This is a genomic window from Gillisia xinjiangensis, from assembly GCF_046298265.1.
Lineage (GTDB): Bacteria > Bacteroidota > Bacteroidia > Flavobacteriales > Flavobacteriaceae > Gillisia > Gillisia xinjiangensis.
Window position 1 is genome coordinate 19,067 of record NZ_JBKAHK010000004.1, and the last position, 21,978, is coordinate 41,044.

Here is a 21,978-nt window from a genome sequence, read left to right on the forward strand (position 1 = left end):
ATGAAAATACTTATAGTGGATGATGAGAAGGATGTAGAAATGTTATTCCGTCAAAAATTCAGAAAAGAAGTAAAAAATAATAGTCTGGAACTCCTGTTTGCATTTTCAGGGCAAGAGGCACTAGAACTACTTGAGCGCGATAATCCGCCCGTTGTAATGTATGTTTTTTCTGATATTAACATGCCAGGAATGACAGGGCTTGAATTACTCAAATTAGTAAAAACACGCTTTCCTGAAATAAAAGTTAGCATGATATCTGCCTATGGAGATGCCGAAAATTATAATAAAGCAAAGGAATCCGGGGCACAAGAATTTTTTACTAAACCCATAGATTTTGACTCGCTTAAAAAGGAGATCAACCAGTTAATGAATTAAACAAAAATAATTTACAATGACAAAAATTCTGGTGGTCGATGACGAAGAAGATTTGAAAGTACTAATAAAGCAGCGCTTCAGACAAAAGATTCGTCAAAATGAATATGAATTCATCTTTGCCGAAAACGGGAGGCATGCTTTAGAACAGTTATTGGAACACCCAGATGTAGATATGGTTCTAAGCGATATAAATATGCCTGAAATGGATGGTCTCACCCTTCTCACAAAACTGGCAGAACAAAATTCCCTGTTAAAGTCAGTGATAGTTTCGGCCTATGGGGATATGGAAAACATTCGTACAGCTATGAATCGCGGAGCTTTTGATTTCACCACCAAACCAATAGACTTTAAAGATCTTGAAATTACCATTGAAAAAACGATAAGCCATATTGCCGGAATCAAAAAAACCTTGCAGGCAGTCAAGGAAAACAACATCCTGAGAATGTATGTTGATGAAACAGTACTCAACTTTATGGGGGGAAAGAAAATGGAAACTTCCCTTTTTGATAATGAAACAGTTGAGGGAACAGTTGCCTTTATAGATATATGCGGCTTCACGGCTATAAGTGAAAATGAACCTGCAAATAAGGTTGTGGCCATGCTCAACGCCTATTTTGATATAATGGTCAATGAGATTATCAAAGAGGAAGGCACCGTTGATAAATTCCTTGGTGATGCTGTTATGGCGTCTTTTAAAGGTGAATTTCATCTTGACCGGGCGATGGATGCCTGCCTGTCTATTAGAAAAGCCATTTATAATGCAGACATTACAATAAGTAATAATATTTATAAACCAGAAGTTTCCATTGGCATAAACAGCGGCGAGATGGTATGGGGAAATATAGGTTCGGCCACATTAAGAAGACTGGATTATACGGTTATTGGTGATGCTGTAAATGTAGCAGCAAGATTACAGGAAGCTGCCAAAAAAGGGCAAATCCTTATTAGCGAGGTCAATTATGAAAAAGTGAAAGAATCCTTTTTCTGCAACCGTGTGGCAGAAATTAAAATGAAAAATAAAGAACACCCTCTCACAGTTTATGAGATCCTGAGTTAAGAATCAACCTGAATGAATATAAGTATGCTTTTAATGCAATCTAAAAGCAATAAGACTTTTTAATGGCAAACCCCAACAGAATAAACTGGCATTCTATTTTTTCACTACGCTCCATTTTCTCTACCGGGATTGGGGTTCTTTTTGCGGTGGTGGGCCTTCAGGGATTCCTGGTACCAAACAATTTTCTAGATGGCGGTGTTACCGGTATTTCCATTCTTTTATTGGGAATAAGTAAGCTTCATATAAGCCTGTTGTTATTGATCTTTAATCTACCTTTTGTAATTATAGGTTTTAAGAAAATTGGTTACACCTTTGGTATGCAGGCCAGCATTGCTATAGTCCTACTTTCTGCCGGAATGTTTTTTATAGATATCAATGTTTTTACTGAAGATAAGGTACTTATAGCACTATTTGGAGGTTTTTTCATAGGACTGGGAATAGGTTTTGTAATAAGAGGTGGGGGGGTGATAGATGGTCTTGAGGTTGTTGCCCTGCACACCGAGAAAAAATCGGCCTTCACTTCCGCAGAAATTATTTTAACGCTAAACATCCTTATCATTTTAGGAGCCGCTTACCGGTTTGGTATAGAAACAGGAATGTATTCTATTCTTGTATATTACACCGCTATGAAAACCACCAATTACGTTGTAGACGGGTTTGAAGAATATACCGCCCTAAATATCATTTCCGGGAATGCAGCTGCCATCCGGAATGTGATCGTGAATGACTATGGAAAAGGAATCACGGTCTTTAAAGGGGAGCGGGGCTACCTACCGGGGTTTTATGATTATAAAGTCCATTGTGACATCATTGTGACAGTGGTAACGAGGCTGGAAATACACCGTATAAAAAATTCAATAATTAAGATAGATCCCGAGGCTTTTATCTTTGTTAATAGCATAAAGGAAGTTAATGGTGGGGTTTTTAAGGAGCACAATAAAGAAGACGTTTCAACCAATTAAATTAAAATTTATGAGTAATACTGATCGTATTGACTGGAAATCAATTTTTTCTCTCTCTTCAATGATGTATACCATTTTAGGTGTTTTTTCTGCCCTGGTCGCCTTACAGGGATTTATGATACCTAATCATTTTCTGGATGGCGGTATTACAGGGATCTCCATTTTGGTTGAGGAGGTTTTTCATATCCCCTTCAGCGTGTGCCTTATTCTATTCAATCTTCCTTTTATTTTAATTGGATATAAAAAGATTGGAAAAACCTTTAGCGTAAATGCATTTTTAGCTGTCATCCTGCTTGCGGTGCTGATGACCTTTATCTCCTTTCCGCAGATCACTAGTGATAAAGTACTCATAGCCGTTTTTGGCGGATTTTTCATTGGTTTAGGCATAGGTCTCGTAATACGTGGTGGCGGGGTAATAGACGGGTTAGAGATCATTGCACATTATACCAATAAGAGAATTGGTTTCTCTACCGGTGAAATTATAATGACTTTTAATACTTTACTTTTCATAGGGGCGGCATTTGAATTTGGCCTTGAAACCGCAATGTATTCCATATTGGTTTATTTTACAGCGATGAAAACCTCAGATTATGTAGTTGACGGGTTTGAGGAATTTACCGCATTGACGATAATTTCAAAGGAATTTGAAACTGTAAAATCTGTAATTGTCAATGATTTTGGGAAAGCAATTACCGTTTATAAAGGAGAAAGAGGTTATCTTCCATCCAGTTTTGAAATAAAACAGGATTGTGATATTGTGATGACCATTGTTACCAGAATAGAGATACACCGCATTAAAGAAGTAATAAAAGAATTAGACCCCAACGCCTTCTTTTATGTACAAAGGATCAAGGAGGTTAAAGGAGGATTAGGTAAACATAATACCAAGCAGCATTGATGGAAATTATATTTCAGGATATTTATAAGAAGATCATTGGAAAACTGGAGCATGAATTACCGGAGGAACTTGCCTATCATAATGCGCACCACACAAAATATGTGGTCGAAAAAGCAATATTGCTGGCCGGCTATGAAAATATTACAGGAAAAGAACTAAAACTCATAACGATTGCAGCGCTATATCATGATACCGGTTTTTTAATTGACCATAAAGAACACGAAAATCTTGGATGTCAGATCGCTTTTCGGGACCTTCAGGGATTATTAAATGCAGATGAACTTGAAAATATATGTGGGATGATCACAGCAACCAAAATTCCGCAAAAACCCAGGAATATCCATGAAAAAATAGTTGCAGATTCTGATTTGTTTTACCTTGGAACTACTGATTATAAAAAGTTTAGCAAAAAACTTTATTTAGAATTAAAGCATTTTGATCCTTCCATTAATGAAGAAAAATGGTTAAAGATACAGGTCAATTTTCTTTCATCTCACAACTACCATACAAAATATGGCAAGGAAGTCCTGGAACCGGTTAAAAGAAATAATTTAAACGCACTTTTATTAGCTGGGTGAGTTAAAAACAAAAATTGTGTTAATCCCAAATTTCAATTTCCCCCAAGCCAAAGATTATTTTAAAATCCTTAGTGTCCGGTAGAAATAGATTTAGATTAAATGGCTTATTGCGCTCAAGCCAGCATTCACGGGGCTGAGTCTTGTGGTAAGCTTTTTTTTTATCCTACCCCAAACTTTGTAACGGTTTATATGAAAACTCGGTAAGCTAATATTTTGTATCTTTATATAGTACAGAGTATCAAACTGCACCAAAACGTTCTATTTCTATTGTGAGTTAATCGTGAGTTCAGGAAATTGGATCTGAGCAAAACCGTATAAATACTGGTGGTTTCAGAGCTTTTTAAGAGTCTGCCACCCCGACTTTTTAGGTGTCAAATGACATCGAAAAATACCTAAATTAATGATTTTCAGCGCTTTAATAGAAACTGGTGATCATTTTTTTGTGTTTAATATTATCCTAAATATGACCTATTAGGTTACCTTTTTTACCTTAAAAAAACATTTAGTCTTTCACCAGATTCCGGATAGCAATCCACTGCTTTAACATTTCCCGGGAATCGGTTGCGGGATATCCCAGGACTGTTTGTCCGGCAGCCACATCATTCATCACCCCGGATCCTCCTCCTACTTTCGCACCGCTATGGATCGTGACATGGTCTTTAATAGAGGCGCTGCCACCTATAATCACGCCATCGCCCAAAGTAACCGATCCTGCCAAACCACTACTACCGGCCATAATACAGGAACGCCCCAGCACACAATTATGAGCGATTTGAACAAGGTTATCTATTTTACAGCCATCGCCTATAATGGTGGAGCTAAACTTTCCACGGTCTACCGTAGAGTTCGCCCCTATTTCAACGCCGTTGCCAATTACAACATTTCCTATCTGTGGAATTTTAACCAATCCCCTACCATCCTCGCTGGGACGAAAGCCAAACCCATCTGCACCAATGCTAACATTCAAGTGAAAAATACAATAGTGTCCAATCTCACTGCGTTCGCGAATCACGGTGCCAGACCAAATAACGGTATGATTTCCTATATGGGTTTCATCGAAAACAGTAACATTGGGATACAAAACCACACCATCCCCCAGCATGACGTCCTTTCCCACATAACAACCTGCCCCAATTTTACACCCGGATCCCATTATAACAGATTTATGAACCACCGCCGTGGGATGGATGTCTATTTCAAAAACGGGAGGATCAGGAGTATACATTTCCAATATTTTAGCCATAGACAGGTCCACATTTTTTACCCTGATAAAAGCACGACCTTCTCCGGGCTCAAAATTTAGGTTTTCAGGTACAATAGCGGCACAGGCTTTGGATTTTTCCCAAAGCTTAATGTATTTCGGACTTCCAATAAAAGTAATATGATGATTTTCCGCTTTCTCCAACTGTTCAGGAGCGGTAATTTGATGAGCACAATTCCCGGTTATTTCACCTTCCAAAAGCTCATTGATCTCTGTTATTGTATATGTTTTCATTTTTATAATTCTGTATTATATCGAGCTGTTCCGCTTTAACCAACTGTGGTTATTTAAAATCCTGACTAAGAATACGGTTTTGAAATTACAATCTCGCTATTTAACGCAGTTTATTCATTATTATTTAAGTTTAAGCAGACTAAACACTGAAATACCTTCGGAATATAATTTCCTCAATGTATGAATTCTTCCCTATTTCATTATTATCAATAATATAATACTTTAGAAATATTTCTTTTTGAAAACATAAATCTTAAATTAATATTAAACTTTTCAGCTATGTAACAATTGTTGCAGGTTAGAAAATTTTATTGATTAACTTTTATGAACTTTAATTATTAATCCAAAAGAAAACGAACATGAGTTATTATTTTTCCAAAACAGTAGATTATAATTTTGATGAAGCAATTGATAAAATTACAGAAGAATTGAAAAAAGAAGGTTTCGGAATTCTTACTGAAATCGATGTAAAAGAAACTTTTAAAAAGAAACTGGATGTGGATTTCAGAAAATATAGAATTCTTGGTGCCTGCAATCCCAACATGGCTTATCAGGCCATCCAACATGAACCCCGGATAGGAACGATGCTTCCCTGCAACGTGATCGTCCAGGAGCTTGAAAACGGAAAAGTAGAAGTGAGTGCGGTAGATCCGGTTGCTTCCATGATGGCTGTAGAAAATAATAACCTTGGTGAAGTGGCGAAAGATGTGAGAAACAAGCTCAAAAAAGTCATTGAAAATTTTAAATAAATAGGAGATAAGTTTATCTGTTTAAAATTATGGATCATTCATAAGAAATATCCATTAAAAACCAATAACCCGGAATGAGAATTTCTCTGATTTTCATTCTGGGTTCGGTTTTATAATACCTTGTCCCAAATATTCTTATCTATCAATCCATTGGTGGAATTAATTTTTTAGTGTGTAACAATAGTTGCTGTACGGGAGATATTCAGATAATAAATTTGCAAATCAAAAATATAAGAATGACTTTTCTCAATAAACACAGGCTAACTATCCTTGGAATCTTCCTTGGTGCAATTGCAGGCTATCTTTATTATCATTTTATAGGCTGTGTAAGCGGAACTTGCAGCATTACTTCAAAACCCTTAAACAGCACGGCATATGGTGCTTTAATGGGCGGATTGCTGCTGAATTTATTCAATACAAAAACCTCTAAATCCGTATAATATGTATACAAGAGTCTAATTTGTCAATTTCAAAAAACTTAATTAATGTTAAACACTTTAAAAGAATTATTAGGATTTGGTCCTAAAACCGATTACGCAGAACTCAAACGAAACGGTGCGATTATCCTGGATGTTCGTACCAAAAATGAATTTGCAGATGGACATATTAAAAATTCCATCAATATCCCTGTAAACACACTGCTCCAGAATTTAAATAAACTCAAAAATAAGAATACTCCAATTATAACCTGCTGTGCTACCGGAAATCGGAGCGGAATGGCGAAAAGGGTTTTGAAATCCAAAGGTTATGATCAGGTTTATAATGGAGGTGGGTGGAAAAGTCTTAACAATAAACTTTAAATATTTAACATATTGAAAACTAATTAATTAGCGCTTATTTAAGAGTGATTTTTTCAGATTTTTCATACTTTAAAATAAAAATGAAAAATACTGCCATCAAATTGGTTTGGGCTACCACAATTTTTTTGATTGTAGTAGCCATATTGTCCTCTCTAAATTTTTCTTTTTCATTGATCTTTTATTTAGTGGTTTTTGGCCAGCTGCTTTTAATCTTTACCGTTTATAAAGTACTTACCGATGATTATAAAACAGACAAGACTTTTGACAATTGGTATGAAGATCATCCAAAACACGAAGACGAATAATAAAGCAGCAATTTTATCTATTATCCAGGATTGCCAGATTTAACCTGAAAATAATTTTCAGGTTTTTTTGTTTAAAAGGAAATACTTTGTACAATTCCTTTAACTTTATTGTGGACTAAATTCAGCACTTAAATATGCATTTAAACAAGTATATAGATCACACTTTACTGAAATCAACAGCTACAATTCAGGAAATAGAAACTCTTTGTTCTGAAGCCCTGGAGTACGACTTTTACGCCGTTTGTGTAAACGGATGTTATGTGAAAACCGCAAAATCTGTATTAAATAAATCTGATGTAAAGATCGCAGCAGTAATAGGATTTCCGCTTGGAGCAATGAGTACAGCTGCAAAAATAGCTGAAGCGGAGTTTTGCATAGCCGATGGCGCCGATGAAATAGATATGGTGATCAATATTGGTTGGGTAAAATCTGGCGAGAACAAACGTGTCGAATCGGAAATTTCAGCGATTAAAAAAGCCATCGGAAACAAAGTTTTAAAAGTGATTATTGAAACCTGTTATCTTTCAGAAGTAGAAAAAAGGGCTTCCTGTCTGGCCGCACTGAATGCAAAAGCAGATTTCGTCAAAACATCTACTGGCTTCGGGACCGGAGGAGCAACACCGGAGGATGTAAAACTTATGAAGGAAGTTGTTGGAGACAAGCTTCAGATAAAAGCTTCCGGCGGAATTAAGGATAAAAGAACAGCCATCAATTATATCAATATGGGGGTGAGCAGATTGGGAACTTCCTCTGGGATCGTACTGCTAACTTCAAAAGACAAAATTTAATGAGTACACATATACAAGCCGAAAAAGGAGAAATTGCAGAAACTATTTTATTGCCCGGAGACCCTTTAAGGGCCAAATGGATCGCCGAAACATTTTTTAAAAATCATGTATGTTATAATAAAGTTCGGGGGATGCTGGGATATACCGGAACTTATAAAGGCAAGCGCATATCGGTACAGGGAACCGGCATGGGAATCCCTTCCACCCTGATCTATTGCCATGAACTCATCAATAATTTTGGTGTTAAAAACCTCATCCGGGTTGGATCTGCTGGTTCTTATCAGGAAAATGTCGGGCTTCGTGATATTGTGATTGCTATGTCCGCATCTTCTACTTCCGGAATAAATAATTCCCGGTTTAAAAATGCCGATTATGCGCCCACCGCCAACTTTGATCTTTTTTTAAAAGCGGCTTTATATGCCAAAGAAAACAACATTTCCATCAAAGCGGGAAATATACTTTCTTCAGATGAGTTTTATGAAGACGATCCCGAAGCTTATAAAAAATGGGCAGAATTCGGGGTGCTGTGCGTAGAGATGGAAACAGCCGGGTTATATACCATCGCGGCAAAACATAACGTAAACGCACTTTCTATATTAACAATTTCCGATTCCCTTGTTACAGGAGAACATCTTTCTTCAGAAGACAGGGAACAATCCTTTTCAAAAATGATAGAAATTGCACTGGGAACGGTTTCCTGAATAGCACAAGAAAATCAAAAACCTCGGGGCAAGCCCACAAGGTATCAGTTAGAAAATACTTTTAAAAATTCGAGGAAAGCCTTGGAGAATTAAACCCTTAATGAGGGATTAATTTTTGTAGCTTGCGTATTGGCATTTTCCAAACCTAAAAACATTTCATTTCTCAACAAATATTTATTTATGAAATGAGCATAACCGAAACACGTTACAAGCACCTATTAAGATATGCGAATTGCATATAACCAATAAAAAACAATAAATATCTACAGATGAAACATTACACTCCGGCAAATAACCGATATGAAAAAATGCAGTATCGCCGCTGCGGAAAAAGCGGGATAAAACTTCCTTTATTATCGCTTGGATTATGGCATAATTTCGGGGATAACGATAATCTGGAAACCTCAAGGGAGCTCTTAAGAACGGCCTTTGACAATGGGATCACACATTTTGATCTTGCAAACAATTATGGTCCTCCTTATGGTTCTGCCGAAAGGAATTTCGGAAAAATTTTTAAAGAGGATTTTGTTCAGCTTCGGGATGAATTGATAATTTCCACAAAAGCCGGATGGGATATGTGGCCGGGACCTTACGGCAATTTCGGTTCACGGAAATATCTAATCGCAAGTCTGGATCAGTCCTTAAACCGAATGGGGCTGGATTATGTGGATATATTTTACCATCACCGACCAGATCCTGAAACACCATTGGAAGAAACCATGGGTGCACTTGACCAAATAGTGCGTCAGGGAAAAGCCTTATATGTTGGGATTTCCCAATATTCTGCAGAAGATACGGCCAAAGCTGCAGAAATATTAAAAGAACAAAAAACTCCCTTTTTAATACACCAGCCCAGGTACAATATGCTGGACAGATGGGTGGAAAATGGCCTTTTGGACACCCTGGAACACTACGGACTGGGAAGCATTGTTTTCTCTCCTTTGGAGCAGGGAATCCTTACCTCAAAATATTTGAAAGAAATTCCTGAAGATTCCAGGGCTGCAATTGAAGGAGGATATCTCGATAAATCTCAAATTACCCCTGCCCTTATTGATAAGGTTGGGAAACTGAATGAAATTGCTCAAAGCAGGAATCAAAGTCTGGCGCAAATGGCCATTTGCTGGTTGTTAAAAGATAACAGGATTACATCTGTACTGGTAGGAGTGAGCAAAGTTTCACAGCTGGAAAACAACATTGAAGCCTTGAATAATTTAGAATTTACTTCAGAAGAATTACATGAAATTGAACAAATTTTAAAAAAGGATTGAAAGGTTTCAAAAAAAAACTATTCCAAACGTGACACCGATTAATAAGTGCTTTTTCAGTTGAATTCTATGACTATTACCTATAATCTTATTAAAATTCAGCCTTAATATTAACTTTCAAAAACAGGTCTTTCAAAGAAAACAGGTGGGATTCTTCTTTTAAGGAGATTATTCCACCTATTTTTGTGGCTCAAAGTCTATTGTTTTTCACCTACGTATGCTGGCCCTAAGGAATTTTTAATTTATTATTCCGGTCATGAATACAGCTTTTGAATTTGAAGTACATTCCGAGGAATTGAACCTTGTCAACAATCTGAAAAATCAGGTGGATGAGATCTATCAGGAACAAGCTATTTTCGCACTATCTCTCGAAACCCTGGAACTAACCCGAAGATTTTGTCAATCCTATTCTCTTGTCAAAAATATAAACGGAGTTATTCCCAGAGAATTTAATAAATTCGTTTCGCTTTCCAGACATTTGGGACGAAACCCTCTTCAGGAGCTAAAATAATTTCGCTTCATCCAATTTCATATAATCTGAAAATAAAGCAGTTAAGTATTTTCCCTGCATAAATATCTATTTTGAATAAAAAAACCTTGTTTTAAATAGAAAGAAACCTATATTTGCACCGCGAAAATGGTCGCGTAGCTCAGTTGGATAGAGCACCTGCCTTCTAAGCAGGCGGTCCCAGGTTCGAATCCTGGCGCGATCACTAATGTAAACCCCTGTAAACCAGGGGTTTACACTTTTATACAGGTTGCTCAAGTTTTATGTTTTTTAGATTTACGCACACTTTACGCACTCTTAAATTTTCCTCAATATTTTACTAAATTTTAATCCTTTTTAGGCTGTTTTGATGAACTGAATTAGTTATTTAATTGCAATTTTAATCAAATTATAAAAATAAAATAATTTAGACTACCGCAATTGGACACCTACCAAGACCAAAATCATCAATTTTCTAGTTACCTAAAACCTTAAAATGGAGTATTTTTTTGCTTATTCTCAGCCTGTTATTCTCCTTTGAATAGATCAAGAAATATTATTTTTAAAAAAATTGTAAAGAAAAAAGGAATACTAATATCATATTTAGAATACCCAACCCCTCAGCAAATTCCCCTCCCTTTCGTTGCTCTGCATTTCAAGGAAAGCGCTTCGTGAAAAAAAGGTCTTGGACACAGACAAAAAAGGGAAACCCTACATTGCGCTAATCCGGTTAAAAGCAGATCAAAAAATGGTAATGCGAGGGCTCTATGGGAAGTAAATCAAAACCCAGCAGAACATTTTTCAGTTCAATCTATATCCCGTTTTTTCATCCTTAAAATCAAAAATGAAAACGCTCCGGATATAAAAAGTAAATCTGCAAAAAGTTTCTGAAAAATATTAAAATACATCTTGATGTTTTTTGGTGGTTTTTGATATTTTCGTCCAGTTCTATCGGCAATACATACACCAATTCATACCAATAAACATCAAATTTAATTTCACTTAAACTTTGAATTTTCAATACTGTCTACACCTTCTTTTTATTAACTTTAAGTAGCTAAAAGCAAGCATAGTATGATGATTTTGGAACGTTTCGCGATTTTCACCCCTAAGGTGAGCGCAAAGCTCCTGGAGTTTTATAAGTACCTGCTTCGGGAGGCTGAGTAGCAACTGGGTCAAATCTTTTTTACCTGCTGTTTTTACGGAGGATTTAAGTTTAATTCAGAATTTTTCATGTCCCGCTGTGCAAAGCCTCCTGACTTTGAGCCACCAATCACGCATTTATTACCTGGCACTTACCTAACGTTTAACTTCGTTAAATCTTCGATTTCCCGATTGTAGCCGGGAATGACGAAGGTAATATGTGGTTATTCTCTCTTCGATTCCTGCCCCTTCAGCAATTATATTTTACGATTTACTTATTCAGTGAAAATTTATGTCTGTAAGGAAAAAATAAATTTAAATATCCGGTTAAATTCGTAACTTTTACTGTATTAAGCTGAATTTTAATTGTTTAAAAACATTATTGATCCTATAAAAGTTTTATATAACTCTTAAAAAAACATATTATATATAGTTCCGTAGGACCTAATATGATTTTTTAACGGACAATACTGGTTTAAAAAATAAAATTGGTACTTAAGCAGCCAATTATCAAAGGATAAATTTGATCTCCCCTTCCCCCAAAAATTTTTATCAGCTTTTTCAGTCAGAAATAAATATTCATTTTAAATATGAAATGGTGGATAAATGGTTTAAAACAATAGGCTTGCATATTCTTTTCTGGATATTGGTCGTGTTATATTTTGCCTGGGGATTCGGTCTGGGTGTTCAACCCATGAAATCTGTTTTAAATGCAATGTTCTTTGTTCCCGGCCATTTAATTATAGTTTACAGCCTGCTGTATTTTTTGGTTCCCAAATATCTCTTAAATCGGAAATACTGGCAATTTTTTTCAGGCTTTGTTATTTTAATAGGAATATGCGGAATTTATACCATTGTAGCACAACTGTCACTTACAGGAAATCCGAGCCTTCAGGGAGCAACATTCACTGTTGGCAGGAATATCCTTCCATTCATTCATATTGCCGCCATAGCTGCGTCTATCAAACTTCTTAAATTTTGGTATATTCAAAAAAAACATACCCTTGAAGCCGAACAGCAAAGAACAGTGGCTGAACTCCAATTATTGAAGGCTCAACTTCATCCCCATTTTTTATTTAACACCCTTAACAACCTGTATTCCCATACGCTCGAATTTTCACCGAAATCGCCGGAAATCGTTTTAAGGCTTTCTGCATTGCTAAGGTTTATGATCTATGAAAGTAACGCTCAAAGAATTTCTTTAACAAAGGAACTCGGCCTGTTGCAAAATTACATTTCTTTGGAAAAATTGCGGTATGGAGAGCGGTTGGATTTGTCTGTAAATATTACCGGAGATATTGAAAGATACCAGATTGCACCGTTATTATTACTTCCATTTCTGGAAAATGCTTTTAAGCATGGAACCAGTAGACAAATAGATCAATTCTGGATAAGCCTCAATCTGTCGCTGGATGGTTCCCTAATGAAATTCAAACTTATCAATAGTATTGATCCCCTACAAAACCATGACCTATCCAGGCAAGGTGGTTTAGGGCTAAAAAACAGTATTAAAAGGCTTGAAATTTTATACAAGGGTACTTATGAATTGAACACGCAAAAATTGGAGGAGGTATATGTGATTTGCCTTGAACTTCAATTAGAAGAACTGGAAGACCAATATATAGATAAATTACAATTATCCAAAACCCTATGACCATGGCTTGTAAATGTATTATTGTTGACGATGAACCCCCGGCAATTAAGGTTTTGAAAAAATATATAGGGAATGTTCCCCAACTGGAAATTACGGCGAGTTGTAAAAATGCTTTTGAAGCATTGGACCTGCTTTCTCAGGAGAAGGTTGACCTTATCTTTCTGGATATTGATATGCCCAGACTTAATGGAACCCAATTTATAAGAACATTATTTCTCCCTCCAAAAGTAATTTTCACCACGGCTCATAAAGATTTTGCAATCGAGGCCTTTGAGCTTGATGCGGTTGATTATTTACTTAAACCTATTTCTTTTGAACGGTTTTTAAAAGCGGTGAATAAGGTTTTACATACTAATTATTCTTTAGCCGAAAAGCCAACTTCCACGAGCAGTTTCGTTTATTTCAGAGCAGACAGAAAAATGATAAAGGTATTTTTAAATGAGATCCTGTACATTGAAAGCTTTAGGGACTATGTGGTAATCCATATGGAAAAGGCCAGGGAACTAAGGGTTAAGTTAACCCTTAATCATGTAGAAAAATTGCTGCCGTTTAACCAATTTTTAAGGATTCACAGATCTTTCCTTGTTTCTATAGATAAAATTACCGCCTTTACCAAAACCGATGTTGAAATTGGCAGGACTGAATTACCTATAGGGAAAAGTTTTACCTGCCATTTCCAAAGAATAATGCCCAATAATCCACAATTGCCGGGTGGAGTAGCCGAAAGATGATTCCCTATTTTTAAAAAAAAAGCATAGAAGCCCGCACGGAATTAATTTTTAGAACGCTATATACTTTCTATTAAAAAAATTTAAATATCAAATAGTACGGTTCTTTTAAAAAAACCGGACTACCTCATAGGAATTGTTATGGCTTAAGGAATCTTTTTAAGCTCCCTCAAATTGTTCTGGAAGACATACTATCAGAAAACGCGTACCGTACAGCTTGAATTAGAAACATCATATATTCAATCATTTGACTTCATAATTTAACCTTTCATCTACTAAAACAGTGTTTCTATGCGTTGAAAAAATATGGAGAACTTATTTAAATTAAATTTAAAAGAACAACCTAAAAAATTTCAACAATGAAAAATCTATTATTTAATTTTTGCGCGGCAAGCATTCTTCTTGCTTTTTCATCCTGTTCTCAAACGGATTTACAAGAGCCGCTTCCAGGGGAGGTAAATATGGAATCCTCCATGAAAAATGATGGTGAAGATTTTAGAAATTTTAAATCTGAAAAACTTCGGGTATTCAAAGGTCCACAGGTGCAATATGGGGAAGGGAAACTTCGATCTTTTGTAAGCCTAAATGATGAAAATTTTCCAGTAGAGATAGGGTTCATAATGACCCCTGAAATATTTGAAAATCTGGAAATCTTACCTCCCTTTGATATTGCTACTGTGTTACCCCTGCATTACAAGGCAAAAGAAGTTACTCCATTTGAACATTTGGTCCTGAAATGGTCAACGGGGCATCCACCAGCCTTTTTTGCCACACATTTTGATTTCTATTTTTACAAGATCTCAAAAGAAGAACGCTTGGCCATTCCTGAATATGATCTCACCACAGCTTCCGCTTTTACTCTCTATCCTCCAGATGGTTTTATGCCCGATGATTATGGAACCCCTCCTGGACAGGGGGGAGTATATCCGCAAATAGGGAAGCACTGGCTTCCTCTTAATTTACCTGCCTATCTACCTTTTACCAGTATCACGGTTCTTGGAACTTATAACGGCAAATCCATTTTTATTGAACCTATGGCCACAGTAGATTTATTGCTTTCCAATCCGGACATTAGTGAACCTTATTCGCAACCAGAATTTTTTCAGGAGTCAACAAATTATCCTACCCGCTATAATATTTATGTAGACTCAAAAACCGGGGAGATCTATGTCACATTAAGCCATTTTGTGGCGCGATAAAAGTGTTCACATTTATTTAAATAAGAAGCCCCCGTAAAGGGGGTTTCTTAATCCCAGACAGAAAAAAGTAAAATAAAACCCCTCAAAATGTGGATGTTGTTTTCATAAAAAAAAGATTTTCATTCAGTTAAATTTATAATGAAAAGAAAGCCTGAATTTTTATCGCCGGTACATCGTGAATTTTTCGAAGTCCATTAATGGATTTTAATAGACCAAACCGCTGCGCAAAGTCTCCTGACTTTGAGCCACCAATCATATCTTCACGGCTCTCACTTTCCATATTTTCTCGCAGTAATCCAGGATAGATCGATCGCTTGAGAATTTGCCCATATTGGCCACGTTCAAAATAGACATCCGTGCCCATTTTTCAGGATCCTTCCATACTTTATAAACATTTTCCATCTGGTCTATATAAGACGGATAATCTTCCAGTAAAAGATAGGGGTCCTGATTTAAAAGGTTATCATATATAGAACGAAAAAGTTCCGGATCTCCATTTGTAAGCTTGTCAGACATAAGAAAATCTATAACTCTTTTTAGCTTATCATTTTCGGAATATTTTTTATAGGGATGGTACCCATTCGCTTTCCTGCTCTGCACCTCCTCTGCGGTAAGGCCAAAAAGGAAAAAGTTTTCTTCCCCTACTTCCTCCCGTATCTCCACATTTGCCCCGTCCAGCGTCCCAACGCTAAGTGCTCCATTGAGAGCAAATTTCATATTTCCTGTTCCCGAAGCTTCTTTTCCTGCCATGGAAATTTGTTCAGAAAGATCTGCTCCCGGATAAACGTGCTGCGCCAGTTTTACACTGAAGTTTGGTAAAAAGACTACTTTCAAAGTTTCATTGACTTCAGGATCATCATTAATGAGATCACCCACGGCAGTAATAAGCTTTATTATACGCTTAGCCATAAAGTAGCCCGGGGCAGCCTTTCCGCCAAAAACAAAAGCTGTTGGTGGAATGCTCCTGTCCTTATCCTCTTTTATCCGCAGGTATAAACTGAGAATATGAAGCACCTTGAGATGCTGCCTTTTGTACTCATGTATTCTCTTAACCTGTACATCTATCAACATTTCAGGATTGATTTCAATTCCTGTATGCTCCTTTATGTGATGAGCAAGATTTCTTTTGTTTTCCAATTTCACTTCCATCCATTTGCTTCGGAAATTCTCATCATCGGCAAAAGATTCCAATCCTTTGAGCTTATCCAGGTGGGTGAGCCAATTTTTTCCAATTTTTTCTGAAATAAGCGCTGCCAACCGCGGGTTACTAACCGCGAGAAATCTCCTGTGAGTTACCCCATTGGTAACATTGGTAAATTTTTCCGGCCAGAGTTGTGCAAAATCCTTTAGCACCTGTTCCTGAAGGAGTCTGGAATGTAATGCGGAAACCCCATTGACCATATAACTTCCCACCGTTGCCAGGTGTGCCATTCTTACAGTAGGTTCTCCTGTTTCATCTATTAGGGACATACGGGATATTTGCTCCCCACTAAAATCGCGCTCCCTGAGTTCACTGATGAATCTACTATTTATTTCAATAATAAGTTCTAAATGTCTTGGCAGTAGATTCCTGATAAGATTTACCGGCCATTTCTCCAGGGCTTCAGGCAACAGGGTGTGGTTGGTATATGCAAAAGTATTTTTTGTTATTTTCCAGGCCCCTTCCCATTCAAATTGGTGCTCATCCAGCAGCAGCCGCATAAGCTCTGCCACCGCTATAGATGGATGGGTATCATTGAGCTGGATGGTGAATTTTTCATGCAGGGTTTCCAGTTTACGTCCCTGAACAAGGTGTAACCTAATTAGATCCTGAAGTGAACAGCAAACAAAGAAATATTGCTGTTTCAGCCTTAATTCTTTTCCAGAAAGGTTCTCATCATTAGGATAAAGGACCTTTGTAATATTTTCAGATCGTATTTTCTTCTCCACTGCCTTGTAATAGTCGCCAAGGTTATAGGCAGCAAAATCAAATGGCTCTGTTGCCTCTGCTTTCCACAATCTTAAAATGATCCCACTGCTTTGGTAACCCAGGATGGGAGTATCGTAGGCAGTTCCCTTGATTTCTGATCCCGGTATCCACTCAATTTTCAGTTTATTATCTTCATCCCTGGTGTGCTCTGTATGGCCACCAAATTTAACTTCAAAGGATATCTCCGGCCGTATTACCTCCCAGGGATTACCGTTATGCAGCCATTTATCTGTAGATTCCACTTGCCAGCCATCTTTAATCTCCTGCTTAAAAATCCCGAATTCATAGCGTATACCATAGGCGATAGAAGGTATTCCAAGCGTTGCAAGAGAATCCATGTAGCAGGAAGCCAGCCTCCCCAGTCCCCCATTTCCCAGTCCCGGTTCCACCTCCTCACTAAGAAGCTCGTCCAGGTCCAGGTTTAAATCAGCCAGTGCTTCTCTTGTTTCCTCCATAATTTCGAGGTTGATCAAGTTATTTCCAAGATGGGGCCCTGGAAGATACTCTGCAGAGAGATAGGCAACTCCGCGTGCATCTTCTTCTGCATACCGCTGAAGGGATTTTACATATTTTAGAAAAACCCGGTCACGAATTGTAAGGGCAAGAGAAGTATAAAAATCGTTTGGAGTGGCCACAACAGGGATTCTACCCAGGCTGTAAAACAACTTTTCCAGAAAAGAAGTTTTTATGTCCTCCTTGCTCAGGCCAACATTACCATCCCCTATTCCCGGTTTTGTAAAATAACTTTCAATTTTTTTATTCCTGGATTTCATATGTTTATATTATTGTTTTTTATTGGCCTACCGATAGCTATCGGGTTCACATATCCCTGCCGGAAGGCAGGCAGGTACACTGGTGTTTACATCAAGTTTGCATTATGCTCATTTCATCTTCAGTAAAGATTTTAGAGGAGATATGCCCTCCTAGATTTAGAGGAATTAATTTTATTCTAGCCACAATTTTCGTGGCTAGAATTTAATAAAAATTATCCGAAGATCTAATTTAAAAACTCGTTTGTTCATTTAACGTAATTCAATACATTTATTATTAGCCAAGAGCTAAATTTTTAGGGAGGTTCACAAATCGGTAAACACGAAAGGTAAAGATAGTGTAAAGCCCAATACATACCGGAATTCTAAAAAAAACAGGTAATCCTGGCGATCATTTTTATATCAAAGGTATCAGGCTCTTAAGGTGAAGTCTTTCCAGCAGGAATCAGCTCAATCTGGTAATTCATCAAAAGGTAGATCATTTAAAGCTAAAAAGGTCTTCTAAACAATTTTTCAGAAGACCTTCTTAAATTAATGAAGTGACATAAAAGCAGAATCGTGGAGCTTATATTTCTCATCTACTATCCTTCCAAAGTGTTAAAGCTTTTCCCATATAAAAAAACAGGTTCTACCACGATGGATATAACCTGTTCCTTAAATTTTTAGTCTCTTTAAAATTTTAGTTATTAGCAGAGATCTGCCCCCTTATTTCTCCACCAGGTTTCTGGGAGGTGTGAACATTTACATAAGCACCTTCAGCCAGCATAAAATTAAGCAGTTCAGCTAGGGAATACCCGTTAATGTCATCATCTGTTATCACACCTTCGGCAAGCACTCCATTATTTCTTCCTTCAACCAGTCCGCTATAAAGGGTTACAACCACCCCCCCATTGGTTCCGGTGGGTGCAATATGTATGTGGGCAGCAGCCACATTTTCAATATTGGCAACAATTAATTTATATGAGAGGCTGTTGCCATCCTTGCTCAGTTTAAAGATTGTTTGTCCGGTAGCATTGGTTTCTACAGCAGGCACTTCCTGAGATCCTGATAAATGGGCATTAAAATTTTGCACCTTTTTAAGGTGTGCTTTTTGCCCATTTACTTCCGTTTGGAGCTGGGCATTCATAACTTCTGGATCCATTGCTTCTTTTTCACAGGAAGTGAAAATAAATAGCAAAGCGGCGATGTAAATCATGTGTGTTTTCATAATCATTTAGTTTAACGAGTTAATAATCAATATACTTACGTTAAGTTAATCATTTCTGGTTTCAGAACAATTACTAAAATTTTCACAATTTTTAACCACGAAGCTTAGTGAATGAGGTATATTTTATTTTTTCTTCAGAAAAGTTTAACCTTCCCTTTCTTTTGCTGAAATATTACATTCAATAATTTAAAGTATGAAATGAGCATAACGGAAACACGAAACAAACACCGATGAAGTTATGCGAATTACTCCTTACTCCCGATAGCTAATGGGAGACCAATGAAAAGGAATAAAAACACAGATGAAAAATTATTTTTGATCTTAGTCTTCATTTTTTCTTTGATTTAAAGGCAGTAATGTCCGGTAAAGAGCCAAGATCGTTTCGCCTTCGGCGTAATTGCAAGAACCAAGAAAAAGACTTGATTTTAATTAACTGATAAACATTTAGTTAGGGTTTTTGTTTTTTCAAAACACCTTAATTTTCTAAATAATTGAAAAATTCAGAAAAGCAAGGTTTGCTTATTAAAAATACCATTGGAATGCCCAATCTATGAGTGATTTTAACTTTCACAAAAATGTTTGCAGGACAAAAATGATGTAAAGAGTTAAATTCCAGAAGGAATAAGATCAAGATGGTAAATAGAAAAGATCATAATTAACAACTTCAGCAGAAAATAAATAACCGAAATTTAGCCGGGAAATATTTTCAATAGCGGCATATTGAATTTTTTATTATCTTTTAAAGGGAATATTCTTTATCTGTACCGATATAATCTTTATGGCATCATCTATAGAAAAGGATAAAAGACTAATGGCCATTAAACTGCTGCATACCCTGGTGTGGTTATTTTTTGTGTTTATAATTTTCTATATAGTGTATTCGGGTTTTACCAACCAAATAACTGTTTTCACCTGGATCTCTATACTGCTGGTCGTAGGAGAAGGCCTTGTATTGCTCATTTTTAAGATGTTCTGCCCACTGACCTTGATCGCCCGAAAATATTCCGACTCAAAAAAGGAAAACTTCGACATCTTTCTGCCCAATTGGCTGGCAAAATATAACAAGCTCATCTTTACCTCTGTTTATATTTTCGGGGTCATCCTGATAATCATCAGAATCCTGCAAAACTAGATGTCGGGAAGAATAGAAACAGCCACAACTTTCTAAAATTCAAATATTTAGATTAAATTAGTAATCATTCCCCCGAAAATTACCTTAAGTAACCAAGTAATACCAATACCAATGAAACAAATCCTTCAGCACCTTCATAAAACAGGATTTTTAGCAGCTTTCTTTTTTTTCATTAGCAGCGGCATATTCGCTCAGGACAAATCTCAACAGATCGAGGGCCTGTTAAGCAAATACCACGAATACGGACAGTTCAACGGCTCTGTCCTGGTTGCTAATAATGGGGAGGTTATTTTTAAAAACGGATTTGGAATGGCCAATATGGAACATGGAATTCCAAATAAACCCGATACCAAACACAGGCTGGGTTCTATCACCAAACAATTTACGGCAGCCCTAATCCTGCAGCTGGTAGAACAGGGAAAACTGGAACTGAACGCCCCCATCTCCACCTGCCTGCCCAATTATGCCGGGCCCGCGGCCGAGGTGGTAACCATTCATCATTTGCTCACCCACACCTCCGGGATCCCCAGTTATACGTCCTTTCCCAAATTTTTTAAGGACCAAAGCCGGGATCCCTATAGTCCGAAAGATTTTGTCAAAACCTTTGCCGACTCCACCCTGCAATTCACACCGGGCGAGCAATTCGACTACAGCAATTCCGGCTATTTCCTTCTGGGCCACATAATAGAAGAGGTGACAGGAAAAACCTATAAGCAGGTGCTACAGGAAAATATCCTCGATCCCCTGGATATGAAGGAAACCGGTTATGATCATCATGCAACTATCCTGAAGAACAGGGCTGCGGGCTATGAACGGAGCGCCAATGGTTACGCAAATGCCCCTTACCTTGACATGTCCCTGCCCTATGCCGCAGGCTCTTTGTATTCCACCGTAGAAGACATGTATAAATGGGACCGTGCGCTAAACACCGATAAAGTGCTTTCAGAAGAATCACGAAAACTCATGTTCACCCCTCAAATACCGGCAGGAAATTCTGAATACAGCTATGGATGGATGATCGATAAAATGCCTGTTGGCAAAACCCGGGACAGCGTGAATATGGTTGGACACGGGGGCGGTATTAACGGCTTTAACACCTTAATAGTTCGCTTTCCCGAAGAGGACGACCTTATCGTACTGCTCAATAATACCGGGGGTACCAAACTAAATGATATGGCAGTGGGCATTAACAACATCCTACAAGGTGCCGAAGCAGAAATGCACCGAAGATCTCTGGCCATGGAGGTGTTGCCTGTCTTTGCAAAAGAGGGAGTTGCTGTGGGTTTAAAAAAATACAAGGAACTTATAACCGATAAATCCTACGAGCTGAACGAAGCAGACATGAACCGTGTGGGCTACAACCTTCTGCAAAACGAAAAAGTAGAGGAAGCCATTGAGGTCTTCAAGATAAATGTTGCGGAATTTCCCGACTCATGGAATACCTATGACAGTCTGGGAGAAGCTTATATGATTGACGGCCAGAAAGAGAACGCTATAGCGAACTATGAAAAATCAATACAAATGAATACAGAGAACACCAACGGCAAAGAAATGCTTGCGAAGTTGCGGGAGCAGTAAAATATACGTTTATATCTCCCTTCTTAGAACTGTTTATTTGTTCAAAATTATTGTTTTTATTTTATTTGAGGTACCGACGGAAAGGCCACAGACATTCACATAAGACTGACGTTTTATGTACTTGTTAAGCAGGTTTTA

General features: G+C 37.3%; 21 protein-coding genes and 1 tRNA gene. 19 read left to right on the forward strand and 3 right to left on the reverse strand.

The features are described from left to right. The 5 genes from ACKGJN_RS07625 (at window position 1) to ACKGJN_RS07645 (ending at window position 3,870) form a co-directional block, all read left to right on the forward strand. Complete coding sequence (locus ACKGJN_RS07625) at window positions 1-375, forward strand: response regulator (protein ID WP_409538871.1); 375 nt, start codon at window positions 1-3, stop codon at window positions 373-375. Between the two features lie 16 nt (window positions 376-391). Continuing rightward, window positions 392-1,432, forward strand: a complete 1,041-nt coding sequence (locus ACKGJN_RS07630) for an adenylate/guanylate cyclase domain-containing protein (RefSeq protein WP_409538872.1) — start codon at window positions 392-394, stop codon at window positions 1,430-1,432. A 62-nt stretch (window positions 1,433-1,494) separates the two neighbouring features. Beyond that, window positions 1,495-2,394, forward strand: a complete 900-nt coding sequence (locus tag ACKGJN_RS07635; protein WP_409538873.1) for a YitT family protein — start codon at window positions 1,495-1,497, stop codon at window positions 2,392-2,394. Between the two features lie 10 nt (window positions 2,395-2,404). Further along, window positions 2,405-3,292, forward strand: coding sequence for a YitT family protein (locus tag ACKGJN_RS07640; protein WP_409538874.1), 888 nt, complete (start codon window positions 2,405-2,407; stop codon window positions 3,290-3,292). Further along, window positions 3,292-3,870, forward strand: coding sequence for an HD domain-containing protein (locus ACKGJN_RS07645; RefSeq protein WP_409538875.1), 579 nt, complete (start codon window positions 3,292-3,294; stop codon window positions 3,868-3,870). Before ACKGJN_RS07640 ends, ACKGJN_RS07645 begins: the two co-directional genes overlap by 1 nt. 502 nt (window positions 3,871-4,372) lie before the next feature. Here the strand turns inward: ACKGJN_RS07645 and lpxD are convergent. Further along, window positions 4,373-5,365, reverse strand: coding sequence for a UDP-3-O-(3-hydroxymyristoyl)glucosamine N-acyltransferase (gene lpxD, locus ACKGJN_RS07650; RefSeq protein ID WP_409538876.1), 993 nt, complete (start codon window positions 5,363-5,365; stop codon window positions 4,373-4,375). Window positions 5,366-5,724: 359 nt separating this feature from the next. On the opposite strand from lpxD, the gene ACKGJN_RS07655 reads away from it, so the two are divergent. The 12 genes from ACKGJN_RS07655 (at window position 5,725) to ACKGJN_RS07710 (ending at window position 15,184) form a co-directional block, all read left to right on the forward strand. Then, the gene (locus ACKGJN_RS07655; protein ID WP_409538877.1) at window positions 5,725-6,114 is read left to right on the forward strand and encodes a DUF302 domain-containing protein; all 390 of its coding nucleotides are present in this window, start codon (window positions 5,725-5,727) and stop codon (window positions 6,112-6,114) included. A gap of 236 nt (window positions 6,115-6,350) precedes the next feature. Beyond that, window positions 6,351-6,554, forward strand: coding sequence for a DUF6132 family protein (locus tag ACKGJN_RS07660; protein ID WP_409538878.1), 204 nt, complete (start codon window positions 6,351-6,353; stop codon window positions 6,552-6,554). 45 nt (window positions 6,555-6,599) lie between these two features. Then, complete coding sequence (locus ACKGJN_RS07665; protein WP_409538879.1) at window positions 6,600-6,914, forward strand: rhodanese-like domain-containing protein; 315 nt, start codon at window positions 6,600-6,602, stop codon at window positions 6,912-6,914. 80 nt (window positions 6,915-6,994) lie between these two features. After that, complete coding sequence (locus ACKGJN_RS07670; RefSeq protein WP_409538880.1) at window positions 6,995-7,219, forward strand: hypothetical protein; 225 nt, start codon at window positions 6,995-6,997, stop codon at window positions 7,217-7,219. A 134-nt stretch (window positions 7,220-7,353) separates the two neighbouring features. After that, entirely contained in the window at window positions 7,354-8,007 is a 654-nt protein-coding gene (deoC, locus tag ACKGJN_RS07675; protein WP_409538881.1) for a deoxyribose-phosphate aldolase, read from the forward strand. Continuing rightward, a complete protein-coding gene (gene deoD / locus ACKGJN_RS07680) occupies window positions 8,007-8,708 on the forward strand; it encodes a purine-nucleoside phosphorylase (RefSeq protein ID WP_409538882.1) in 702 nt (233 codons plus the stop codon). Before deoC ends, deoD begins: the two co-directional genes overlap by 1 nt. Window positions 8,709-8,977: 269 nt before the next feature. Then, the gene (gene mgrA, locus ACKGJN_RS07685; protein ID WP_409538883.1) at window positions 8,978-9,976 is read left to right on the forward strand and encodes an L-glyceraldehyde 3-phosphate reductase; all 999 of its coding nucleotides are present in this window, start codon (window positions 8,978-8,980) and stop codon (window positions 9,974-9,976) included. A gap of 253 nt (window positions 9,977-10,229) precedes the next feature. After that, a complete protein-coding gene (locus ACKGJN_RS07690) occupies window positions 10,230-10,484 on the forward strand; it encodes a hypothetical protein (protein WP_409538884.1) in 255 nt (84 codons plus the stop codon). Between the two features lie 128 nt (window positions 10,485-10,612). Next, window positions 10,613-10,686 (forward strand) — tRNA-Arg (locus tag ACKGJN_RS07695). 1,440 nt (window positions 10,687-12,126) lie between these two features. After that, window positions 12,127-13,257: a sensor histidine kinase gene (locus tag ACKGJN_RS07700; RefSeq protein WP_409538885.1), complete on the forward strand. Its 1,131-nt coding sequence runs from the start codon at window positions 12,127-12,129 to the stop codon at window positions 13,255-13,257. 2 nt (window positions 13,258-13,259) lie between these two features. Then, window positions 13,260-13,988, forward strand: a complete 729-nt coding sequence (locus tag ACKGJN_RS07705; RefSeq protein WP_409538886.1) for a LytR/AlgR family response regulator transcription factor — start codon at window positions 13,260-13,262, stop codon at window positions 13,986-13,988. Window positions 13,989-14,344: 356 nt separating this feature from the next. Beyond that, entirely contained in the window at window positions 14,345-15,184 is an 840-nt protein-coding gene (locus ACKGJN_RS07710; protein WP_409538887.1) for a hypothetical protein, read from the forward strand. A 252-nt stretch (window positions 15,185-15,436) separates the two neighbouring features. Here ACKGJN_RS07710 and ACKGJN_RS07715 read toward each other — a convergent pair whose 3' ends face one another. Continuing rightward, entirely contained in the window at window positions 15,437-17,926 is a 2,490-nt protein-coding gene (locus ACKGJN_RS07715) for a glycogen/starch/alpha-glucan phosphorylase (protein ID WP_409538888.1), read from the reverse strand. 676 nt (window positions 17,927-18,602) lie between these two features. After that, window positions 18,603-19,130 (reverse strand): CHRD domain-containing protein, encoded by a 528-nt coding sequence (locus tag ACKGJN_RS07720; RefSeq protein WP_409538889.1) that lies wholly within the window; start codon window positions 19,128-19,130, stop codon window positions 18,603-18,605. A 778-nt stretch (window positions 19,131-19,908) separates the two neighbouring features. On the opposite strand from ACKGJN_RS07720, the gene ACKGJN_RS07725 reads away from it, so the two are divergent. After that, window positions 19,909-20,262, forward strand: coding sequence for a hypothetical protein (locus tag ACKGJN_RS07725; protein ID WP_409538891.1), 354 nt, complete (start codon window positions 19,909-19,911; stop codon window positions 20,260-20,262). Between the two features lie 111 nt (window positions 20,263-20,373). Continuing rightward, entirely contained in the window at window positions 20,374-21,840 is a 1,467-nt protein-coding gene (locus ACKGJN_RS07730; RefSeq protein WP_409538892.1) for a serine hydrolase, read from the forward strand. Window positions 21,841-21,978 lie beyond the last annotated feature (138 nt).

Bases quoted from the DNA above. Each gene is read 5' to 3' on its own strand.
- ACKGJN_RS07625 (WP_409538871.1), top strand. From the start codon at position 1: ATGAAAATACTTATAGTGGATGATGAGAAGGATGTAGAAATGTTATTC.
- ACKGJN_RS07630 (WP_409538872.1), top strand. From the start codon at position 392: ATGACAAAAATTCTGGTGGTCGATGACGAAGAAGATTTGAAAGTACTA.
- ACKGJN_RS07635 (WP_409538873.1), top strand. From the start codon at position 1,495: ATGGCAAACCCCAACAGAATAAACTGGCATTCTATTTTTTCACTACGC.
- ACKGJN_RS07640 (WP_409538874.1), top strand. From the start codon at position 2,405: ATGAGTAATACTGATCGTATTGACTGGAAATCAATTTTTTCTCTCTCT.
- ACKGJN_RS07645 (WP_409538875.1), top strand. From the start codon at position 3,292: ATGGAAATTATATTTCAGGATATTTATAAGAAGATCATTGGAAAACTG.
- lpxD (WP_409538876.1), bottom strand. From the start codon at position 5,365: ATGAAAACATATACAATAACAGAGATCAATGAGCTTTTGGAAGGTGAA.
- ACKGJN_RS07655 (WP_409538877.1), top strand. From the start codon at position 5,725: ATGAGTTATTATTTTTCCAAAACAGTAGATTATAATTTTGATGAAGCA.
- ACKGJN_RS07660 (WP_409538878.1), top strand. From the start codon at position 6,351: ATGACTTTTCTCAATAAACACAGGCTAACTATCCTTGGAATCTTCCTT.
- ACKGJN_RS07665 (WP_409538879.1), top strand. From the start codon at position 6,600: ATGTTAAACACTTTAAAAGAATTATTAGGATTTGGTCCTAAAACCGAT.
- ACKGJN_RS07670 (WP_409538880.1), top strand. From the start codon at position 6,995: ATGAAAAATACTGCCATCAAATTGGTTTGGGCTACCACAATTTTTTTG.
- deoC (WP_409538881.1), top strand. From the start codon at position 7,354: ATGCATTTAAACAAGTATATAGATCACACTTTACTGAAATCAACAGCT.
- deoD (WP_409538882.1), top strand. From the start codon at position 8,007: ATGAGTACACATATACAAGCCGAAAAAGGAGAAATTGCAGAAACTATT.
- mgrA (WP_409538883.1), top strand. From the start codon at position 8,978: ATGAAACATTACACTCCGGCAAATAACCGATATGAAAAAATGCAGTAT.
- ACKGJN_RS07690 (WP_409538884.1), top strand. From the start codon at position 10,230: ATGAATACAGCTTTTGAATTTGAAGTACATTCCGAGGAATTGAACCTT.
- ACKGJN_RS07705 (WP_409538886.1), top strand. From the start codon at position 13,260: ATGGCTTGTAAATGTATTATTGTTGACGATGAACCCCCGGCAATTAAG.
- ACKGJN_RS07710 (WP_409538887.1), top strand. From the start codon at position 14,345: ATGAAAAATCTATTATTTAATTTTTGCGCGGCAAGCATTCTTCTTGCT.
- ACKGJN_RS07715 (WP_409538888.1), bottom strand. From the start codon at position 17,926: ATGAAATCCAGGAATAAAAAAATTGAAAGTTATTTTACAAAACCGGGA.
- ACKGJN_RS07720 (WP_409538889.1), bottom strand. From the start codon at position 19,130: ATGAAAACACACATGATTTACATCGCCGCTTTGCTATTTATTTTCACT.
- ACKGJN_RS07725 (WP_409538891.1), top strand. From the start codon at position 19,909: ATGGCATCATCTATAGAAAAGGATAAAAGACTAATGGCCATTAAACTG.
- ACKGJN_RS07730 (WP_409538892.1), top strand. From the start codon at position 20,374: ATGAAACAAATCCTTCAGCACCTTCATAAAACAGGATTTTTAGCAGCT.